The sequence below is a fragment of the Candidatus Uabimicrobium amorphum genome (assembly GCF_009002475.1).
Taxonomy (GTDB): Bacteria; Planctomycetota; Uabimicrobiia; order Uabimicrobiales; family Uabimicrobiaceae; genus Uabimicrobium; species Uabimicrobium amorphum.
On the sequence record NZ_AP019860.1, the window covers coordinates 4,585,650 to 4,601,644 of the forward strand.

The following is a 15,995-nucleotide window of genomic DNA, read 5'->3' on the forward strand; positions in this document are numbered from 1 at the left end:
TATGGAAAATTTATTTCGTAGTTTGAATATAAGTAATACAGGTATTCGCGCGGAAAGAACACGCATGAATATTATCGCGCAAAACTTGGCAAATGTGAACACCACGCGTCAAAACGGTGAAAAAACTCCCTACAAACGAAAAGAAGCTATTTTTGAAGAGTTGCTAAATAAAGAAAAAGCGGGAGTTGTTGTTGCTGAGGTTGTAGAAGATGAATCTTCTCCGATTACCGAATATAACCCCAATCACCCCGATGCGGACAAAAGTGGCTATGTTCACAAACCAAATATTGATCTGCATTTTGAAATGGTGGATTTACTTACCGCAGCACGTTCTTATGAAGCGAATCTTCTGGCAGGTAAATTGTTTAAAGATATTGCGGAACGAACAATTAGTTTGGAATAGGATATACAATGATTCCCATACAATTATCTACAAACAACAATATATATATGGCAAAAGCCGCGATGAACAGTGCAAGCCAAACAAATACTTCCGCGAATACTACACAAAACGAGAATGGTTTTGGCAAGGCTTTAAACAATGCAGTGAATGAAGTAAATCAACTACAACAGGATGCACAAACCAATATTGAAAATATTGGCAGCGGTCAATCGCGTGATATTCATAAAGCAATGCTATCTATGCACAAAGCCGATTTGGGATTAAAACTTTCGGTGGAGGTTCGCAATAAAGCGGTAGATGCATACCAAGAAATTATGCGTATGTCTATCTAAACCGTGACCGTGACCGTAGTCGTAACCGTAGTCGTGACCGTAGTCGTGACCGTAACCGTTACGTACCAGTTAATGAAGACTCACAAAGCATGTCATTCCCGCGTAAGCGGGAAACCAGCAATATAAAGTTGACTTGTAGATGCTGGATCCCTGCTTTTGCAGGGATGACAACATAAGAGTTATAACCGTTTCATAAGTATCAAGTTACGACTACGACCAAGATCCCCTCTTTACAATCAAGTAAAACACAAAGACCACCGCGAGTTCTTTGCATCATATTAAACGGAGCACAACTTGAAAGAATTGCACAAACGTTGGAAAAATTTAAGTCAAAATAGAAAAATATCGCTTGCCGCAGTCGTTAGTTTACTTTTGGCAAGCCTTTTGTATTTTTTCGTTACCCATTCTGACGGGGATTACACGTTGCTTTTTCGTGGACTGAACATCGAAGATGCCAATCAAGTTGTGGATATCTTAAAAGAAAAATCTATTTCTTATCAATTGCAAAACAATGGTACGGCGATTTTGGTGGAGCAAGACAAAGTTCATGAGTTGCGTTTAGAGCTTGCAGGACAAGGTTTGCCCAAAAGTCGCGGAGTAGGGTTTGAGATTTTTGATACCAATTCGTTTGGTATTACCGAATTCGTACAGAAAGTAAATTACAATCGCGCTCTGGAAGGAGAACTGAGCCGTACGATTAGTAGTTTGATGCAAGTGAATTCCGCAACAATACACATTGCACGTCCAAAGCCATCCATATTTAACCGTGAGCGCAAAAAAGTAAAGGCTTCTGTTGTTTTAGAGATACAGTCTGGAGAGTATTTGGGACGTCAGCAGATACAGGGGATTTGTTATCTTATTGCCAATGCTGTGGAAGGTTTACGCCCTGAAGATGTGACGATTCTCGACCAAAATAGTCATGTCTTATATGGCTCGGAAATGGAAGAGCAAATGCCTACGCGCTATGTCGAAAAACAGAAATGGATGTCAAAGTATCTACAGCACGAAGCACAGTCGATGTTGGATACGATTTTGGGAAAAGGTCGCTCTATTGTAAAAGTGAATGTCGAGATTGACTTTACAAAAGTCAAAGAAGTCCAAGAAATTTACAATCCTGAAAATCAAATTATTGCCAGTGAAACAACCAATACGACAACAACAAAAGAATCCTATCCCGTAGGCTCAACAAGTAGTCGTTCTAAAGTACAAAGAAATTCTGGTACGCGACGTTTCAAAGAACGACAGCAACAACAAGAAGAGCGCACCACTTCTTATGCGGTAGACAAAACAGTAAAGGAAATTGAACAGCCAGCCGAAACCTTAAAACGTTTATCTGTGGCCCTTGTGGTGGATGTTTCGTTGAAGGAGCAACAAGAACAACTGGGAAAACTCGTCAAAGAAAGTGTGGGGTATAATGAGAAACGTGGTGATTCCATTGAAGTAAATGCGTTGCCTTTTCAACAGAATGTCGTAAAAGAAAAGCCTGCTGTTCCTTTTTGGCAAGAAAAATTTCCGCTTATTTATGCGATGGTTAAAAATTTGGTTATGTTAGCGATCGTCGCGATTCTTGCATATTTGGTTTACTTTATTCTTGTAGGAGAAAAACGTCGCGAGATATTGAATAAACAGAAAGAAGAAAAGGCAAAAATCGAAGCCGAAAAACGCGAACAAGAAAACAAACGAAAAATACAAGAAGAGATGCAGGCCAAAATCAATCAAATACAAGACAAAGTTATCGAGAAGACTTCGACACAATTACTTCTCGAACAAGTACAACGAAATTTCGAAGAAGACCCAAAAACAAGTGCTTCTATTTTGAAAAAATGGTTACGCGAATAAGGGATTATGATGAATCTAAAACTCACTGGCAAACAAAAATGCGCTTTAATTATCGGTAACTTACCTCAAAATGTGGCTGTTGAAGCGATCAAGTCTTTTAACGATGAGGAATTGTTTTTGCTATTTCAGGCAAAAAAAGAGATCGAAAAAGTCGACATTGAAAAAGAAGTTATTGAGGGAATTTTTGAAGAATACTTAGAAAATTTGAAAGACCTCACCGTTCTTAATCAATCCTTTACGCAGTTGTATAGTATGGTATCTGAAGCGCTTGGTCCTATCAAAGCGGAAAGTTTAATCAATCAGATACAAGAGTCTTCCGATCAGTCATTTGATAGTTTGAGTGATATAGATAGCGGTACGTTGGGTAATATTCTTCAGGTGGAACATCCACAAACTGTGGCATTAGTTCTCGCGCATATGGATCGTGAAAAAGCCGCTGAAATATTGAGCATTTTTTCTTTAAATGAGCGTATTGATATTATTAAGAGATTTTTAACATTACGCGAAAGTCCGTCAGAAGTGAAACGCGAAATTGCAAAACGGTTGTGGACGACAGCTTCAACATGGTCGCAAGGAAGATCTATTATTAAACGCGACAATGACGAAAAAGCCAAAGATGTTGCCGAGATTCTACATAATCTGGGAGGTAGTAAAGAAATACTGGATGGACTAAGCCAAGATTCTCCTGAAATAGTCGAAAAAATTCAGAGTTACATGTTGGTATTCAAGGATCTTATTTTTGTCGCAACCCGAGATATTCAAAAAGTTATGGCAAAAGTGGAGTCCAAAACAGTTGCGATGGCTTTAAAAGGTGTCGAGCAAGCTTTACAGGAGCACATCTTAAGCGCTATGTCCAAGAGAGTTCAAGGGATTGTTTTGGACGAAAAAGAAGCTCTTGGCCCACTGCCTGCAGACGAAGTTTTACAAGCACAGCAGCTCATTATGAGAGAAGTAAAGACAATGGAAGAAGAAGGGGTGATACGCATCCTAAAAGATGGACAAGAAGGTATGCTGGAGTAACTTTATGGAAAAAGTATGTTTACATCTAGGAAAAAGTATAAAAAAAATTGCTGTATGTTCCCGAGAAGCAAAACCTGATTATGAGGGGATCATACAACAATTGCAGTGCGAGATGGAAGCGAAAGTTGCTCAGGCTTTTGAACAGGGAGTTGCCGAAGGTCAAAAACGCGAACAGCAACATCAAAACAACGAAGCACAAGCAAATATACAAGTTCTTCTTGCGCGTATCGATGCAAACATAAACGAATTAAAACAACGACTGAATTTTGAAGAAATAAAACCACAAATAATCGATTTTATTCTTGAAGTTGTTGGTCATCTTATGCAGCAACAAGTTTCGCGTGGAGCCTATGCTATCGACAAGATCGTCGACTTAGGTTTTCAGGAAGTTTCTCCAGATATACAAGTTCTAGAACTGCACTGTCATCCCGATGATATAAAGACTTTACAAGAACTATCTTTGAATAATATCAGTTTAATTGCCGACAATAGCGTTGAAAGAGCGGATTGTGTTATGAAAACGAAGTGGGGGAAAATTAGTATCTCCCTAAAAGATCGTTTGCAACAACTGCACTCTATTTTTAACGCAGTGCATAGGGAAGGTGATGGTTGTGTTAAACCTGAATAACTATCGCGATCATCTACGTTTTATCGAGTGGGCAAAGTGTCAGGGACATGTCGAGCGAATATCTGGTTTAATTATCGAATGCTCCGGGATCGCGCCCAAAGTGGGTGAGATGTGCTATATCATTAACAAACACAAAGAAAAAATACCTTGTGAGGTTATCGGTATACAACAAGAGGCCAGTTTGTTGATGCCTTTAGAAACCCTAGAGAGTGTAGGACGTGGTGATCGTGTAGAGCAGTGTCATCAAAAATTTACGATACGCGTAGGTGATTTTCTACAGGGAATGGTTCTCAATGGTCTTGGAAAACCTCTCGATAAAAGCTCTTTGTTAAAAGGTAATAAAGTTCCTGTAGAGCGCGAATGCCCCAATCCGTTATTACGTCCCCCCATCGAGCAGGTTTTCCAAACCTCTATCCGTGCGATTGATGGCCTTCTTACATGTGGCAAAGGGCAACGCATAGGCATTTTCGCCGGAAGTGGTGTTGGTAAAAGTACACTAATGGGATCTTTGGTGAGAAATAGTGAAGCGGATATTTCGGTCATTGCCTTGATCGGAGAGCGTGGACGCGAAGTAATGGATTTTATCAATCATTCCTTGGGACGGGATGGTTTGGCCAAGAGCGTTCTCGTTGTTGCTACTTCGGACGCTTCCCCCATTGAACGTTACAAAGCTTGTCTGACAGCTTTGACCATTGCCGAATATTTTAGAGATCAGCAACGCAATGTTTTATTTCTCTGCGATTCGATGACTCGTGTGGCAATGGCCATAAGAGATATCGGTCTTGCGCGTAAAGAACCACCGACCTTACGCGGTTATCCACCATCTTTATATAATGAGCTGGCAAAAATGGTGGAACGCTTGGGAAACACGGACAATGGTAGTATTACCGGGTTTTTGACTGTACTTGTTGAGGGCGACGATTTTAACGAACCCGTCGCGGATACAATGCGTGGTCTACTTGATGGTCACATTATTCTCGATCGCGAGCTAGCGCAACGAGGCCATTTTCCCGCCATCTCTATTCTAAAAAGTGTGAGTCGTGTAATGAACGACGTGATTGGTCGCGATCACCAGGATCTTGCGAATAGATTTCGTCATTTACGCAGTGCTTATACAAAGTCAGAAGAATTGATCAATATTGGAGCATATAAGCACGGAAGTAACCCCTTAATTGATATGGCAATAAAAAAACATGAACAAATGGAACAGTTTTTGCGACAAGACTTACGAACTACAGAAGACTATGAGGATATGTTGCAAAATCTTGGTTCTATTGTCAAAGGAGAATAAAATGGCTTCATGGATGGATACTTTAATCAAAGTAAATAAAATCTATGAAAAAAATTATCAACAGGAATATGCTGAGTTGCAGCAAAAGCACAATCGTTTACAACAAGAGGTTCTCGAACTACAAAATCGTGCAAATTCTTATGCAAAAAAGCTCAGTTCCATCATGAACCCTATCAATTTGCAGTTTGCCTATAACCAATCATTAGAGATAAAAAAATACATTGTAGAACTTCAAAAACAGACGATGGATTGTAAAACAGAGTGCGAAAAAATATTAGAAAAATTGAAAGAGAAAATGCAAAACCGTGTTCTTATCGAAGGAATGAAAGAAAAAAAAGAGAAGCAGGAAGCCGCAGAAGAGCAAGCAAAAGAGGAGGCGCTTCTCGTTGAACTAAGTAGGCAAGTGGTATAGATTATGCAAGGACAAATGAAATGGCTTATTACAGGTTTTGCGGCTTTATGTGCCTTTGGGATGTTTGTATTGATTATTTTATTTATGCAAGGCCGACTCAATAGCGAAACTTTGGATTCCCTTTTTGGGAAGGATGAAATTGCCAAACAAGAAACTATCACGCGACCGCAAAAAGTAAACTACTCATTACCCTCACCCTTTTCTTTCGCAGAAGTGTCGCGTTTGTCTGATGAACTAAAAAAAGTGAAGAGAGAATACCACGAAAAACTCAAAAGTTTGGAAATCGAAAGAAAAGAGTTAGAACGTTTCCGCCAAGATATTGAGGAACGTCGTTTAGAAGTTTTGAAGTTGATGCAAAAAGTTAGCTTACTATATGGAGAAATTGAGAAAAGCGCGAAGAAAACTGCGGATGGTGACGACACCCCTTTGACCAAGCAACAGGTGCAGAATTTAAAAAAACTGTCGAAAATGTTTGAAGGGATGCAAGCGGAACAGGCATCGCAGCGTTTGAATAAAATGAAACCAAAAGTCATTGCGAGAATTCTTCTCTCCATGAGTTCGCGCAGTGCATCGAAAATACTTGCTTCTTTGAATCCTGATATTGTAAAAGACGTTACACAGCTCATGCAGAATGTCAAATAATTATTAACCAAAGGAGATATAAGTGGATCTAGCAACACTTGGAGGAATAATACTTGGGCTGGGATTAATATTTGGCTCCATTCTAATGGGCAGTGGAGCAAGTATCTTTTTGCATATTCCCTCGATATTAATCACCGTAGGAGGTACGATTGCTTCTACTTTGATCAACTTTCCTCTTGCTAAAGTAACCAGCACTTTTGCGATTGTGAAAAATACCTTTCAAGGTACTTCTATATTACCTCACAATTTAATCAAACAACTGATTGAATATAATCAGATTGTTCGTAAAGACGGAATTATGTCGTTAGAAGAGAAAATGGATGAAATGCCTTCCTTTATGAAAGGGGGCATGCAAATGGTTATTGATAATACGCCACCAGAGATTATTCGCGATATTCTTACTTTGGAAATGGACGCTATCTCAACTAGACATGCCATGGGAAAGAAAATTCTCGACTCAATGGGAGCAGCTGCACCCGCTTTTGGAATGATCGGAACTCTTATTGGTTTGGTGCAGATGCTACAGAATTTATCCGATCCATCAGGAATCGGTGCCGGTATGGCCGTTGCTCTTTTGACCACTTTTTATGGCGCTCTTATGGCGAATTTAGTTTTTATACCACTTGCGGGAAAACTAGAGTCGCGTAACTATGAAGAACAAGTCATTAACGAAATTATTACCGAAGGTATTTTGGCAATCCAATCTGGAGAACATCCGTTTGTTATGAAAGAACGCCTTAAAGTATTCTTGCCGTCACGTAAACGCTATCAATTGGATGACAACAATGACAAATAGAAGAAGACCCAGAAAAAAAATAGATATGGGAGGTGGTCCGGAAACTCCCGAGTGGGTAGTCACGTTTTCTGACATCATATCGCTGTTGGTGACGTTTTTTGTATTGCTACTTACATATTCGGCATTCGACTCGAAGGAATTTCAATTGGTAAGAGGGTCACTACAAGGTTCGATAGGGGTTTTACGTGAACCTAAACGCGATAGCTCTAGTGTACAAAGTCGTACGACCGCTTTTATCAAAAGTCCTTCGAAAAGACACAGTGAAGTTCCAGGGCCCTACCAAGGTGAAGAGGGAAACCCTATTCAGTTAGAAACCAAAGTGCCCATTGATGAGACGATGTACAATAAGTATTTGCTCTTGAAAACGCAGATTTACTTTCATCGAAATGAAACGAAGTTGTCCAAACAATCTTACGAGATATTAGATTCCATTGCCGAGTTTATAAAACATACAGACAATGAAATTACCATAAAATGCTATGCGTATCCACGCAGCGTGAAAAAGAAATCGCAAGTTTACGTTGTGGCGGCAAAACGTGGATATAAAATTTGGAATTATTTTGTACGTCACAAAATCAATCCCAACCGCCTAACCATTGCGAGTTGTTTTCCAACAGATGGTTTTTTGAACAAAAAAAAATCCACGGTGGATATTGTGGTATGGAACGAACAGCCTAAAGAATTTTAGCAAGGAATAAAATGGCAAAAAACAAAAGTTTTGAAAAAGTACCAGTACCCGCATATATGACGTCATTCGCCGATATGATGACTATTGTACTGACATTTTTCATTTTGTTGTACAGCTATGCCGATAAACGTCAGTTGGGCGTTGTAAAAGAAAGAATAGACGCCTTTAACGTCGCTATAGATTCTATGGGATTACCAGGCATTACCACCTCCGGGGATAAACCGGTAAATCTAAGTTCGGAAAAGCCAAAATTTCCTCCTTTTCCCGGAAAACAAAATGAAGAAGAGGAAGAGAACAAAGAATTATCACCACTGCCGACAATTACAGGTACACGCATAAAGCAATTTGAACGAGGGTTTTCCACAAAAATTTTTCTTCCTAAGTTTGCAAAAAAAAGTGCCGTATTAACAAAACAACAAAAAAATATTTTGCAAAGTTTAGTGAAAAAAATGCAAACGAAGGAAATGATTAACATTATTGGTTATTCACACCAAGAGTATTCCTCTCCGGAAGAGAACCTCAAACTTGCCTTTCGTAGAGCGCTGGCAATTACCAAATATTTGTACAAATACGATATCAAAATGGAGCAGATGCGCCCCATGGCGAAAACAGGTCTATCTTCTGATAAACAAATGGTCGAAATTTCTTTTGAAGAGTTTTAATATGGATGCTAATCATATGGATGCCTCTCGCGTAGAAAGATATATACCCGATTCAGCGCAATTGTCGCGTCAATATCTTGATTTGCTACATCAAATAGGCGATTTGTGTGCTCAGAAAATTCAAATGTTCATCAAGCAATATTTGCATATGGAAGTAGAGATAGAATGGAAAGGGGTTTCCACACCATCGTACAAAGAATTTATTACAGGCCTACCACCACATTGTTCTATTCAAATTTTAAAAGAGCCTACATTTCAAAATTTTTCTTTGTTGGTACACAATACGTTTACTATGTCGGCTATTATTGAACGTCTTTTGGGAGCAGATGACGCTTCTTCTACGCAAGAAGTTAAGTTTACTTCTATTGAAATAGGTCTTGTTGCACGGTTAAACACTTTGATATTGGCGGAAATTCAAAAGTCACTCAAAGACATTGGAGAATTGTCATGGGTAGTTCGCAAGCATGAGACGAACCCTCTTTTAGTTTCTATCCTCTCAGATAAAAACGATGTATTGATTTTGGCATTTAAAATAGGAGGCGCTCTGCCTGAAGGTGAAATATTATTGTGTATCTCAGCAATGGACGCCATTACCTATTTAGAAAAAAGTAAGGTAAATAAAAAGATAGAAAATCGCGTCATCAATCAGGAACTACAACAGCATCTACAAAAAGTTCCGATGCGCGTTTCGGTAAGAATTGGCAATGCGCACCTTACATACGATGAGTTAATTAATTTGTCTCCAGGCGATGTTATTAAGTTAGATCGACCACCTAATTACTCCGCGTTATTGCATGTTGAGGATACTCCGAAGTTTACTGGAAAAATAGGTAATTACAAGCACCGTTGGGTTTTTTTAATTGACAAAGAAGGAGATCAATATGACAACACCTAACGACGAAACAAGTGATGCTAAGTCAACAACAGAAAACCCGGCATCTCCATTAAAGCACCCCGCGCCAGCAACACAAAAAACGGTGCAAGAGAATGTAGAGGTTTCTCCCATCAATGCGCCAAATATCGAAATACAAGATAATGATGCAAATAATCATTTGGGAATAGACTTTGTAAAAAATATTCCTGTCACTGTTACTGCGGAGCTAGGCCATATTTATATGAACATTGAAGATGTTTTGGTCTTGGCTCCTGGTTCTTTGATACACCTTCAAAGAGAACTTGACGAACCTATCGATTTGCTGGTGAATGACAAATTAATTGCCAAAGGTGAAATTGTTACCATTGAAAATCGTTTCGGCGTGCGTATCACCAAGATTATTAATTCAGAGGGCTAGAAATGAAGAAATTATTAAAAAATCCCAAAGTTCTTTTAGGTTTTGGTGTGATGGGAACTTTTTTGTTTGCATATATTTTTGTGGCGGTTTTTATTCCCACATCAGAGCAAAAAGAACAGCAACAACAAGACGTTGCCCAAGATAAGACCTTATTTAACATGCCGTCTCTTATCGCCAATTTAAGTGGTTCAGGAGGAAAGAGATATCTCAAAGTTGGTATTTCTATCGAATACTACAGTGAAGATCTGTCGCAAACGGCGGCGTTTTTAGAAACGAAACAAGTACTGCTTACAGATGTAATGCTAATGATTTTGTCGAGTAAAACGATTGCAACGATCGATGGCTATGATAATAAGAAATTGTTGAAAGAGGAAATCAAAAATAAATTTAACGAAATAATGTTTGAAAAAGTAAATGGTCGTATTAGCAATGTCTATTTTAATACATTCTTGATTCAGTAAATTTGTTTGCTCATTGTTTTTTGTGCTTTTGAATTTCATGTAAATTTACACAAATGTTTTTCGTATGGGTTTCCATAACAAACTGCGTTTCTGATAACCAACCACATTTTTCAATATGAATATCATCTACGAAAATAGGTACACTAAATAGAACCTTATTCTCTATAGTATTCCACAAAAATGCGATATTATGCTCTATCGCAATCGCCAAATTTTTCTGTGGAGCTTTCTCATAAAATTTCATGTGCGGGTGAAATTCTCTGATTGTATTTGTTGGTGTACTTTTTGTTAACGCTATTTTTTCGGTAGTGAGTGTTAATGAATATTCATGGTGAATATAACTGCAATCTTTTCCCACGGCAACCCACGCGTTTTTGGTAGGGTGGTAAGCACATTCCTTGGCGTTTGCGAATTGATATTCCACTAACCGACATGTAATATTGTATACTTTGATGGTATTGCGTGTAATTAGCATCAAATGTTTACTGTCAGGAGAGATTTTCGCCGCGACTAAATCGTTTATGTAAATGTGCTGTAGTTGTTCTTGTGTTTCTAGGTTGTAAAGAGATACATATTCTTTGTTGTACAATGCGAACAACTGGTTGGACAGCGCAAGGCAAGTACTGTTGTTGTCTGAATACAATTGTACTTGTTCCGCAACATTCCATATTTCTACATGGTTTTTATCGTTAAAGGCGATGTATTTGCCATGAGGACTCATTTTTAGATGCGATGATGTCGTGTCCCAGCAGACGATTTCTTTCCAATTATGTAGATCAAATAAGCACAATTGTTGTTCTTTCGCATAGGCCAATATTTTTCCTTCGCAATCCAATATACGTGGAAAATTACGCGTTTTTTTGTATATATTTTTGTTTTTGTAGTTCCAAATTTGGCAGGTATTATCTGCGAGAAAGATAATTACTTCATCGTTTACTGCAAATGTAATATGGAGAATTTGTTTTGCAAAGGTGTGCCGTTGTAAGATCGTTCCCGTTTGTGAATCTATAATAAAACATTCTTCGCCCTTCATCGCACCAAGTACATTTCCCTTTAAACTAAACTTAATCTGCTGAAAATTATGCGGAATGCGCCACTGCAATTGTTGATTCATGTGAGACTTTTGCATGATATGTTGTGCTGCACTTTTATACTTTCCATTATCAATATCTGCAATTTTCTTTGCCAAAATTTGTGCTTGTTGCCATTTTTTTTGCTGATAAAGAGTATGGGCTTTTTCATATATATTAGCGGTGAGTTGTTGCTGTAGTGTATTGATTTTCTGTGCATTGCGCCAATGGTTTACTGCCAGGATCACCGTTAAAAGTAAAAATAGCGCCGCCACTCCTACACGCGCAATGGGAATTTTACGTTGTGGTTCATTGTATAAAGGTTTGTTTTCCATAAATTTTTGTAAGTCTAGAGCGACAAGCTCCGCCGTGGCATAGCGTTCTTCTGGATTTTTGTGCAGGCATTTTAAGCAAATATATTCTAACTCATTGGGAATATCTGGATTAATTTGACACAGCGGAACGGCGGCGGTAGTTCGAATTTGTCGCATTACAGTGCTGTCTTCACCTTCGAAGGGAGGACGTTTTGTTAGAAGATGGTAGAGAATTGCCCCAAAGGCATAGATGTCGTCATGTTGCGTTACTACTTGTTCTTCGAGTAGTTGCGGGGAAGTATAGCACAGCATACTGTCTTGTAGAAAACGTTGTGGTGAATAAAAAGAACTTAAGCCAAAGTCAATGATTTTCGGCGAAAGGTCATCGGTGATGAGAATACTTTGTGGGTGTAAACCTCCGTGTACCGTAGTCTCGTGCATGAAATGCAATGTTGTGGCGATTTTATAAAATATTTTTGCCAATTTGCGATATTTTGTGGTGCCAATTAATTTGGTTAAGGGTTGTCCCCATAAGTATTCCGTAGAATAGTATTTTTGTGGGCTCACTCCGTAGGAGGTAATTTTTGCTATATGTGGATGGCGTTGCTTCTTGATCTCGTGGAATGTATCGCGAAACTCTTTATTTTTTGTGTCATCTGCGTTTAGAAGAACTTTTAAGGTGATGATCTTATTGTTGTGCGTATCTAAGGCCTTATATACCACACCGTAATGATCGCGATGAAAATATTGTAGTATGCGAAAATGTGCGAATTCATTCTCCACGGTTACCTGGGGATTTAAGGATTGGATGGGTTCTTCGAAGGTGAATTCATTGAAAAACTTTTGCAGCTGTAAACTGAGAGGGTCACAAGAGTTACCTATGTAACTTTCAATATCGTACACTAATGGTGTGGTACTAGAGTAACGTTTTTCTTGATCTTGGTGGATTGCCTTACGACAAATAGTGTTAATTTCTTGAGGAATGCTTGCATTGATCGCGTGCGGAGATGAGTAAAAAATATGCTGACTTTTGAGCAAATCTTCGTCCTGCACCACGGACTCCCCCGTTAAAAGTTCAAACAACACACAACCGATGGAGTAAATGTCGTTTTGTGGCTGAACTTTTCGGTGTAGCCTTTGTTCGGGAGCACTATAACGTGGACTACTACCAAATTCTGTGGGAATTAATAAATCGCTGTTTGCCGTATGCGCGATAGAAAAATTAATTACTACGAGATCATAGTTACTGGTGAATAGTACATTGGATGGTTTGATATTACAGTGTATAATTTTTTTCGCGTGTAAGTAGCCTAGAGTTTTCGCTAGTGTTTGTGCAATTTGTAAGCAAATAATGACGGGAAGTTGTCCGGGGAGTCCTAGTAAAATATCCTGTAATGACTTACCATCGATAAAATCCATCACCACAAATAGGCGCTCTTTGTACTTGGCGATTTTGTGATAACAAACAATATTTTTGTGTGAGATATCTTTGAGTAAATTGTACTCGCGTTCGAGCATCTCATTTTCGTCACGTGAATAGGCAATTTTTATCGCAAATCTTTTTTCTTCTTTATCAATCACTTCATAAACGATACCTATGTGGCCACGGCTGATTTCGCGAATAACAGAGTAGTCGTTTATTTCATGAACTTCAGGAGAATTTTTCCAAATATTTGCTGAAATCGTAATGACCCTGTTACACCGCGGGCATTTTCCATTTTTTCCCAGGGTTTTTTCATAAACGCGAATTTTTTTACCGCACATGCAAACAATTTTTTTCATAAGCGTGCCCCCATGACTTGATGAACCATTGCAGCTATTTTACTGGTAGTGTTCGAGAAAAACAAGTCGATTTTACAAAGCTAATTATCGTTGTCAAACTTTGCAATTGATAATATAATGAAATAAACATCGCAAAATACTTTTTATCCCGCAATTTCGTTCTGTGAACGCTTTTTGCAATACATCTTTTGGGACAAACATTCATGATTGTAACTTTAACTACCGATTTTGGTTTAAGTGATAGTTTTGTAGGGGTGATGAAGGGAGTTATTTTAAGCATCTCGCCGCAAGCAAAGCTAGTTGACATATCGCATAGCATTCCACCACAAGACATTCGTAAAGCGGATTTGACGATCTCGTCTATTATTCCTTACTATCCAAAAGACACCTTGCATGTTATTGTTGTCGATCCTGGCGTTGGGTCAAACAGGCGTATTTTGTATGTGCAGTCAAGCGAGCAACAGTTTTTGGCACCTGACAACGGCGTGTTATCGTCACTCGATTCCGAGAATATCGATGTAATTCGCGAAGTGACCAATGAAGAGTACTTTTTATCGGAAGTATCGAATACATTTCACGGACGCGATATTTTTGCACCGGTGGCAGGGCATCTTGCCAGCGGCTTAGATCCTGCACTGTTAGGACCAGAAGTCCCCTATGATCAAATTCATCAATTTTCATTGCCTCCGGTAAAAGTGGATACCGATCTTTGTCGTATTTACGGACGCGTTATCGATGTTGATCATTTTGGTAACATCACCACGAATATTTCCGAAGAGATTATCGATCAATTAGTTGCCAATCGCCATAAAGTAAAAATTACTCTGAATCAGTTGTCGTTAAATGAAATTGTTACCAGCTACAGTGATTGCGAATATAAAAAACATTTAGCTCTCATCAATAGTAGCACCTTGTTGGAGATTGCGCAAAATTTAGGAAATGCTGCGCAAAGCTTGCAAGTGAAAATGGGGATGGAGATTGTACTTGAATACGAAAAGTAACCCAATGAAAAATAACGACGACATTGGGAATTTATTTGACTACAGGTAGTAAACATACTAATATTCTGTGTACCAAATATATTTGTATCCGCAGGTATCAGGCCTGCTAGTGATAAACCTAGAAAATAAGGAAACTAATATGAGCCAAGAAGAAAAAGAAAAAAAAGATGGAGATGCTTTAGTTGGGCGTTTGATTAAAGCTAGAGTTATCATGATCTCCGAAGAAATTACTGATAAACTCGCTAGAGCAGTAACGGCTCAATGTTTGCTGATGCAAGAAGATGATAAAGATGCGCCTATAACCGTGTATGTAAATTCACCTGGTGGCTCAGCGGATTCTGGCTTTGCTATTTATGATATTTTGCGTTTTGTCACACCTCCTATTCACATGATTTGCTCTGGGATATGTGCAAGTGCTGCTGTTCTTATCTACATGGCGGCAGAAAAAGATAAACGCTTTTCACTACCGAACTCTCGCTTTTTGTTGCATCAACCATCGACACAACTATTTGGAACCGCATCAGATATTGAGATTAATGCTAACGAAATTATCAAATTGCGTGAACGCTATAACTCGATTATAGCTCGAGAAACAGGTAAAGATGTCGATCAGATTACCGAAGATTGTGATCGTGATTTTTGGTTATCAGCAACAGAAGCCAAAGAATATGGTTTGGTGGGTAAGATCGTTGAAAAATGTAGCGACGTATCTTAAAAAACGTCCTATGTAAATTTATTAGTAAAGAAAGGAGCTTCTGTGAGTACCGTTGATTTTTTAAAAGCTTTTTTTAAAAACCCCATGCATACGGGAGCCGTAGCACCTAGTTCTAAAAAACTTGGCAGGCTAATGGTAAAAAGTGCGGGGGTTGCACAAGCAACTTCAATTGTTGAGTTTGGTGTGGGCACCGGAGTGTTCACCGAAGAAATTCACAACACAAAGACTCCAGAAGCCACTTTTATTGCTCTTGAAATTAACCCCAAACTCTTTGAAATAACCAAAAAGCGTTGCCCTGAAGTTGTTATCTACAACGACGATGCTTGTAATGTGAAGGAGTATCTGGCAAAACACAATGTTATGCAGTGTGACTGTATTGTTTCCGGTCTTCCTTGGGCGGCTTTTCCTGAAGATTTACAAAAAAAGATTTTGCATGCGGCAGTAGAGGTTTTAAAACCCGGCGGTATATTTGTTTCTTTCGCATACATACATGGAACTTCATTACCTCGTGGCAAAAAATTCTATCAGCTTCTAAAACATAGCTTTTCTGAAGTGAAAAAATCTTCTATTGTTTGGGCAAACGTTCCACCAGCTTTTACTTATATTTGTAAAAAATAGGTTTCAGGGCGAACGTTCGCCCTGAACAT

18 protein-coding genes are annotated in these 15,995 nt (G+C 38.8%); 17 read left to right on the plus strand and 1 reads right to left on the minus strand.

The window, feature by feature from the left end:
- Position 1: 1 nt before the first annotated feature.
- The 14 genes from flgC to UABAM_RS16710 all read left to right on the plus strand — a co-directional run bounded on the left by flgC (position 2) and on the right by UABAM_RS16710 (position 10,466).
- The gene (gene flgC / locus UABAM_RS16645; protein ID WP_151969138.1) at positions 2-403 is read left to right on the plus strand and encodes a flagellar basal body rod protein FlgC; all 402 of its coding nucleotides are present in this window, start codon (positions 2-4) and stop codon (positions 401-403) included.
- 8 nt (positions 404-411) lie between these two features.
- Complete coding sequence (gene fliE / locus UABAM_RS16650) at positions 412-735, plus strand: flagellar hook-basal body complex protein FliE (RefSeq protein ID WP_151969139.1); 324 nt, start codon at positions 412-414, stop codon at positions 733-735.
- 294 nt (positions 736-1,029) lie between these two features.
- On the plus strand, positions 1,030-2,574 hold the full coding sequence (fliF, locus tag UABAM_RS16655) for a flagellar basal-body MS-ring/collar protein FliF (RefSeq protein WP_151969140.1): 1,545 nt from the start codon (positions 1,030-1,032) through the stop codon (positions 2,572-2,574).
- Between the two features lie 6 nt (positions 2,575-2,580).
- Complete coding sequence (locus UABAM_RS16660) at positions 2,581-3,594, plus strand: flagellar motor switch protein FliG (RefSeq protein ID WP_151969141.1); 1,014 nt, start codon at positions 2,581-2,583, stop codon at positions 3,592-3,594.
- Positions 3,595-3,598: 4 nt separating this feature from the next.
- Positions 3,599-4,222 carry a FliH/SctL family protein gene (locus UABAM_RS16665; protein ID WP_173013369.1) on the plus strand — a complete coding sequence of 208 codons (624 nt, stop codon included), beginning with the start codon at positions 3,599-3,601 and terminating at the stop codon, positions 4,220-4,222.
- Positions 4,200-5,513 (plus strand): FliI/YscN family ATPase, encoded by a 1,314-nt coding sequence (locus UABAM_RS16670; RefSeq protein ID WP_151969143.1) that lies wholly within the window; start codon positions 4,200-4,202, stop codon positions 5,511-5,513. The genes UABAM_RS16665 and UABAM_RS16670 overlap by 23 nt, the downstream gene beginning before the upstream one ends.
- Position 5,514: 1 nt before the next feature.
- Positions 5,515-5,925 (plus strand): hypothetical protein, encoded by a 411-nt coding sequence (locus UABAM_RS16675; protein WP_151969144.1) that lies wholly within the window; start codon positions 5,515-5,517, stop codon positions 5,923-5,925.
- A 3-nt stretch (positions 5,926-5,928) separates the two neighbouring features.
- Positions 5,929-6,567, plus strand: coding sequence for a MotE family protein (locus UABAM_RS16680; protein ID WP_151969145.1), 639 nt, complete (start codon positions 5,929-5,931; stop codon positions 6,565-6,567).
- A gap of 22 nt (positions 6,568-6,589) precedes the next feature.
- Positions 6,590-7,363, plus strand: a complete 774-nt coding sequence (locus UABAM_RS16685; protein ID WP_151969146.1) for a motility protein A — start codon at positions 6,590-6,592, stop codon at positions 7,361-7,363.
- Entirely contained in the window at positions 7,353-8,051 is a 699-nt protein-coding gene (locus tag UABAM_RS16690) for a flagellar motor protein MotB (RefSeq protein WP_173013370.1), read from the plus strand. The genes UABAM_RS16685 and UABAM_RS16690 overlap by 11 nt, the downstream gene beginning before the upstream one ends.
- An 11-nt stretch (positions 8,052-8,062) precedes the next feature.
- Positions 8,063-8,713 carry an OmpA family protein gene (locus UABAM_RS16695; protein ID WP_152022020.1) on the plus strand — a complete coding sequence of 217 codons (651 nt, stop codon included), beginning with the start codon at positions 8,063-8,065 and terminating at the stop codon, positions 8,711-8,713.
- 1 nt (position 8,714) lies between these two features.
- On the plus strand, positions 8,715-9,608 hold the full coding sequence (locus UABAM_RS16700) for a FliM/FliN family flagellar motor switch protein (protein WP_151969148.1): 894 nt from the start codon (positions 8,715-8,717) through the stop codon (positions 9,606-9,608).
- Entirely contained in the window at positions 9,595-10,005 is a 411-nt protein-coding gene (gene fliN, locus UABAM_RS16705) for a flagellar motor switch protein FliN (protein WP_151969149.1), read from the plus strand. The genes UABAM_RS16700 and fliN overlap by 14 nt, the downstream gene beginning before the upstream one ends.
- Before the next feature lie 2 nt (positions 10,006-10,007).
- Positions 10,008-10,466: a flagellar basal body-associated FliL family protein gene (locus tag UABAM_RS16710; protein WP_151969150.1), complete on the plus strand. Its 459-nt coding sequence runs from the start codon at positions 10,008-10,010 to the stop codon at positions 10,464-10,466.
- A 10-nt stretch (positions 10,467-10,476) separates the two neighbouring features.
- Here UABAM_RS16710 and UABAM_RS16715 read toward each other — a convergent pair whose 3' ends face one another.
- Positions 10,477-13,632 (minus strand): serine/threonine protein kinase, encoded by a 3,156-nt coding sequence (locus tag UABAM_RS16715; protein ID WP_151969151.1) that lies wholly within the window; start codon positions 13,630-13,632, stop codon positions 10,477-10,479.
- A 203-nt stretch (positions 13,633-13,835) separates the two neighbouring features.
- Here UABAM_RS16715 and UABAM_RS16720 point away from each other — a divergent pair, with 203 nt between their 5' ends.
- The 3 genes from UABAM_RS16720 to UABAM_RS16730 all read left to right on the plus strand — a co-directional run bounded on the left by UABAM_RS16720 (position 13,836) and on the right by UABAM_RS16730 (position 15,966).
- On the plus strand, positions 13,836-14,633 hold the full coding sequence (locus UABAM_RS16720) for an SAM hydrolase/SAM-dependent halogenase family protein (protein WP_151969152.1): 798 nt from the start codon (positions 13,836-13,838) through the stop codon (positions 14,631-14,633).
- 139 nt (positions 14,634-14,772) lie between these two features.
- Positions 14,773-15,348 (plus strand): ClpP family protease, encoded by a 576-nt coding sequence (locus UABAM_RS16725; RefSeq protein ID WP_151969153.1) that lies wholly within the window; start codon positions 14,773-14,775, stop codon positions 15,346-15,348.
- A 42-nt stretch (positions 15,349-15,390) separates the two neighbouring features.
- Positions 15,391-15,966: a class I SAM-dependent methyltransferase gene (locus tag UABAM_RS16730; protein WP_151969154.1), complete on the plus strand. Its 576-nt coding sequence runs from the start codon at positions 15,391-15,393 to the stop codon at positions 15,964-15,966.
- Positions 15,967-15,995: the final 29 nt, after the last annotated feature.

Coding starts and splice junctions, on each gene's coding strand:
- flgC (WP_151969138.1), top strand. CDS start 2: ATGGAAAATTTATTTCGTAGTTTGAATATAAGTAATACAGGTATTCGC.
- fliE (WP_151969139.1), top strand. CDS start 412: ATGATTCCCATACAATTATCTACAAACAACAATATATATATGGCAAAA.
- UABAM_RS16660 (WP_151969141.1), top strand. CDS start 2,581: ATGATGAATCTAAAACTCACTGGCAAACAAAAATGCGCTTTAATTATC.
- UABAM_RS16665 (WP_173013369.1), top strand. CDS start 3,599: ATGGAAAAAGTATGTTTACATCTAGGAAAAAGTATAAAAAAAATTGCT.
- UABAM_RS16670 (WP_151969143.1), top strand. CDS start 4,200: ATGGTTGTGTTAAACCTGAATAACTATCGCGATCATCTACGTTTTATC.
- UABAM_RS16675 (WP_151969144.1), top strand. CDS start 5,515: ATGGCTTCATGGATGGATACTTTAATCAAAGTAAATAAAATCTATGAA.
- UABAM_RS16680 (WP_151969145.1), top strand. CDS start 5,929: ATGCAAGGACAAATGAAATGGCTTATTACAGGTTTTGCGGCTTTATGT.
- UABAM_RS16690 (WP_173013370.1), top strand. CDS start 7,353: ATGACAAATAGAAGAAGACCCAGAAAAAAAATAGATATGGGAGGTGGT.
- UABAM_RS16695 (WP_152022020.1), top strand. CDS start 8,063: ATGGCAAAAAACAAAAGTTTTGAAAAAGTACCAGTACCCGCATATATG.
- UABAM_RS16700 (WP_151969148.1), top strand. CDS start 8,715: ATGGATGCTAATCATATGGATGCCTCTCGCGTAGAAAGATATATACCC.
- fliN (WP_151969149.1), top strand. CDS start 9,595: ATGACAACACCTAACGACGAAACAAGTGATGCTAAGTCAACAACAGAA.
- UABAM_RS16710 (WP_151969150.1), top strand. CDS start 10,008: ATGAAGAAATTATTAAAAAATCCCAAAGTTCTTTTAGGTTTTGGTGTG.
- UABAM_RS16715 (WP_151969151.1), bottom strand. CDS start 13,632: ATGAAAAAAATTGTTTGCATGTGCGGTAAAAAAATTCGCGTTTATGAA.
- UABAM_RS16720 (WP_151969152.1), top strand. CDS start 13,836: ATGATTGTAACTTTAACTACCGATTTTGGTTTAAGTGATAGTTTTGTA.
- UABAM_RS16725 (WP_151969153.1), top strand. CDS start 14,773: ATGAGCCAAGAAGAAAAAGAAAAAAAAGATGGAGATGCTTTAGTTGGG.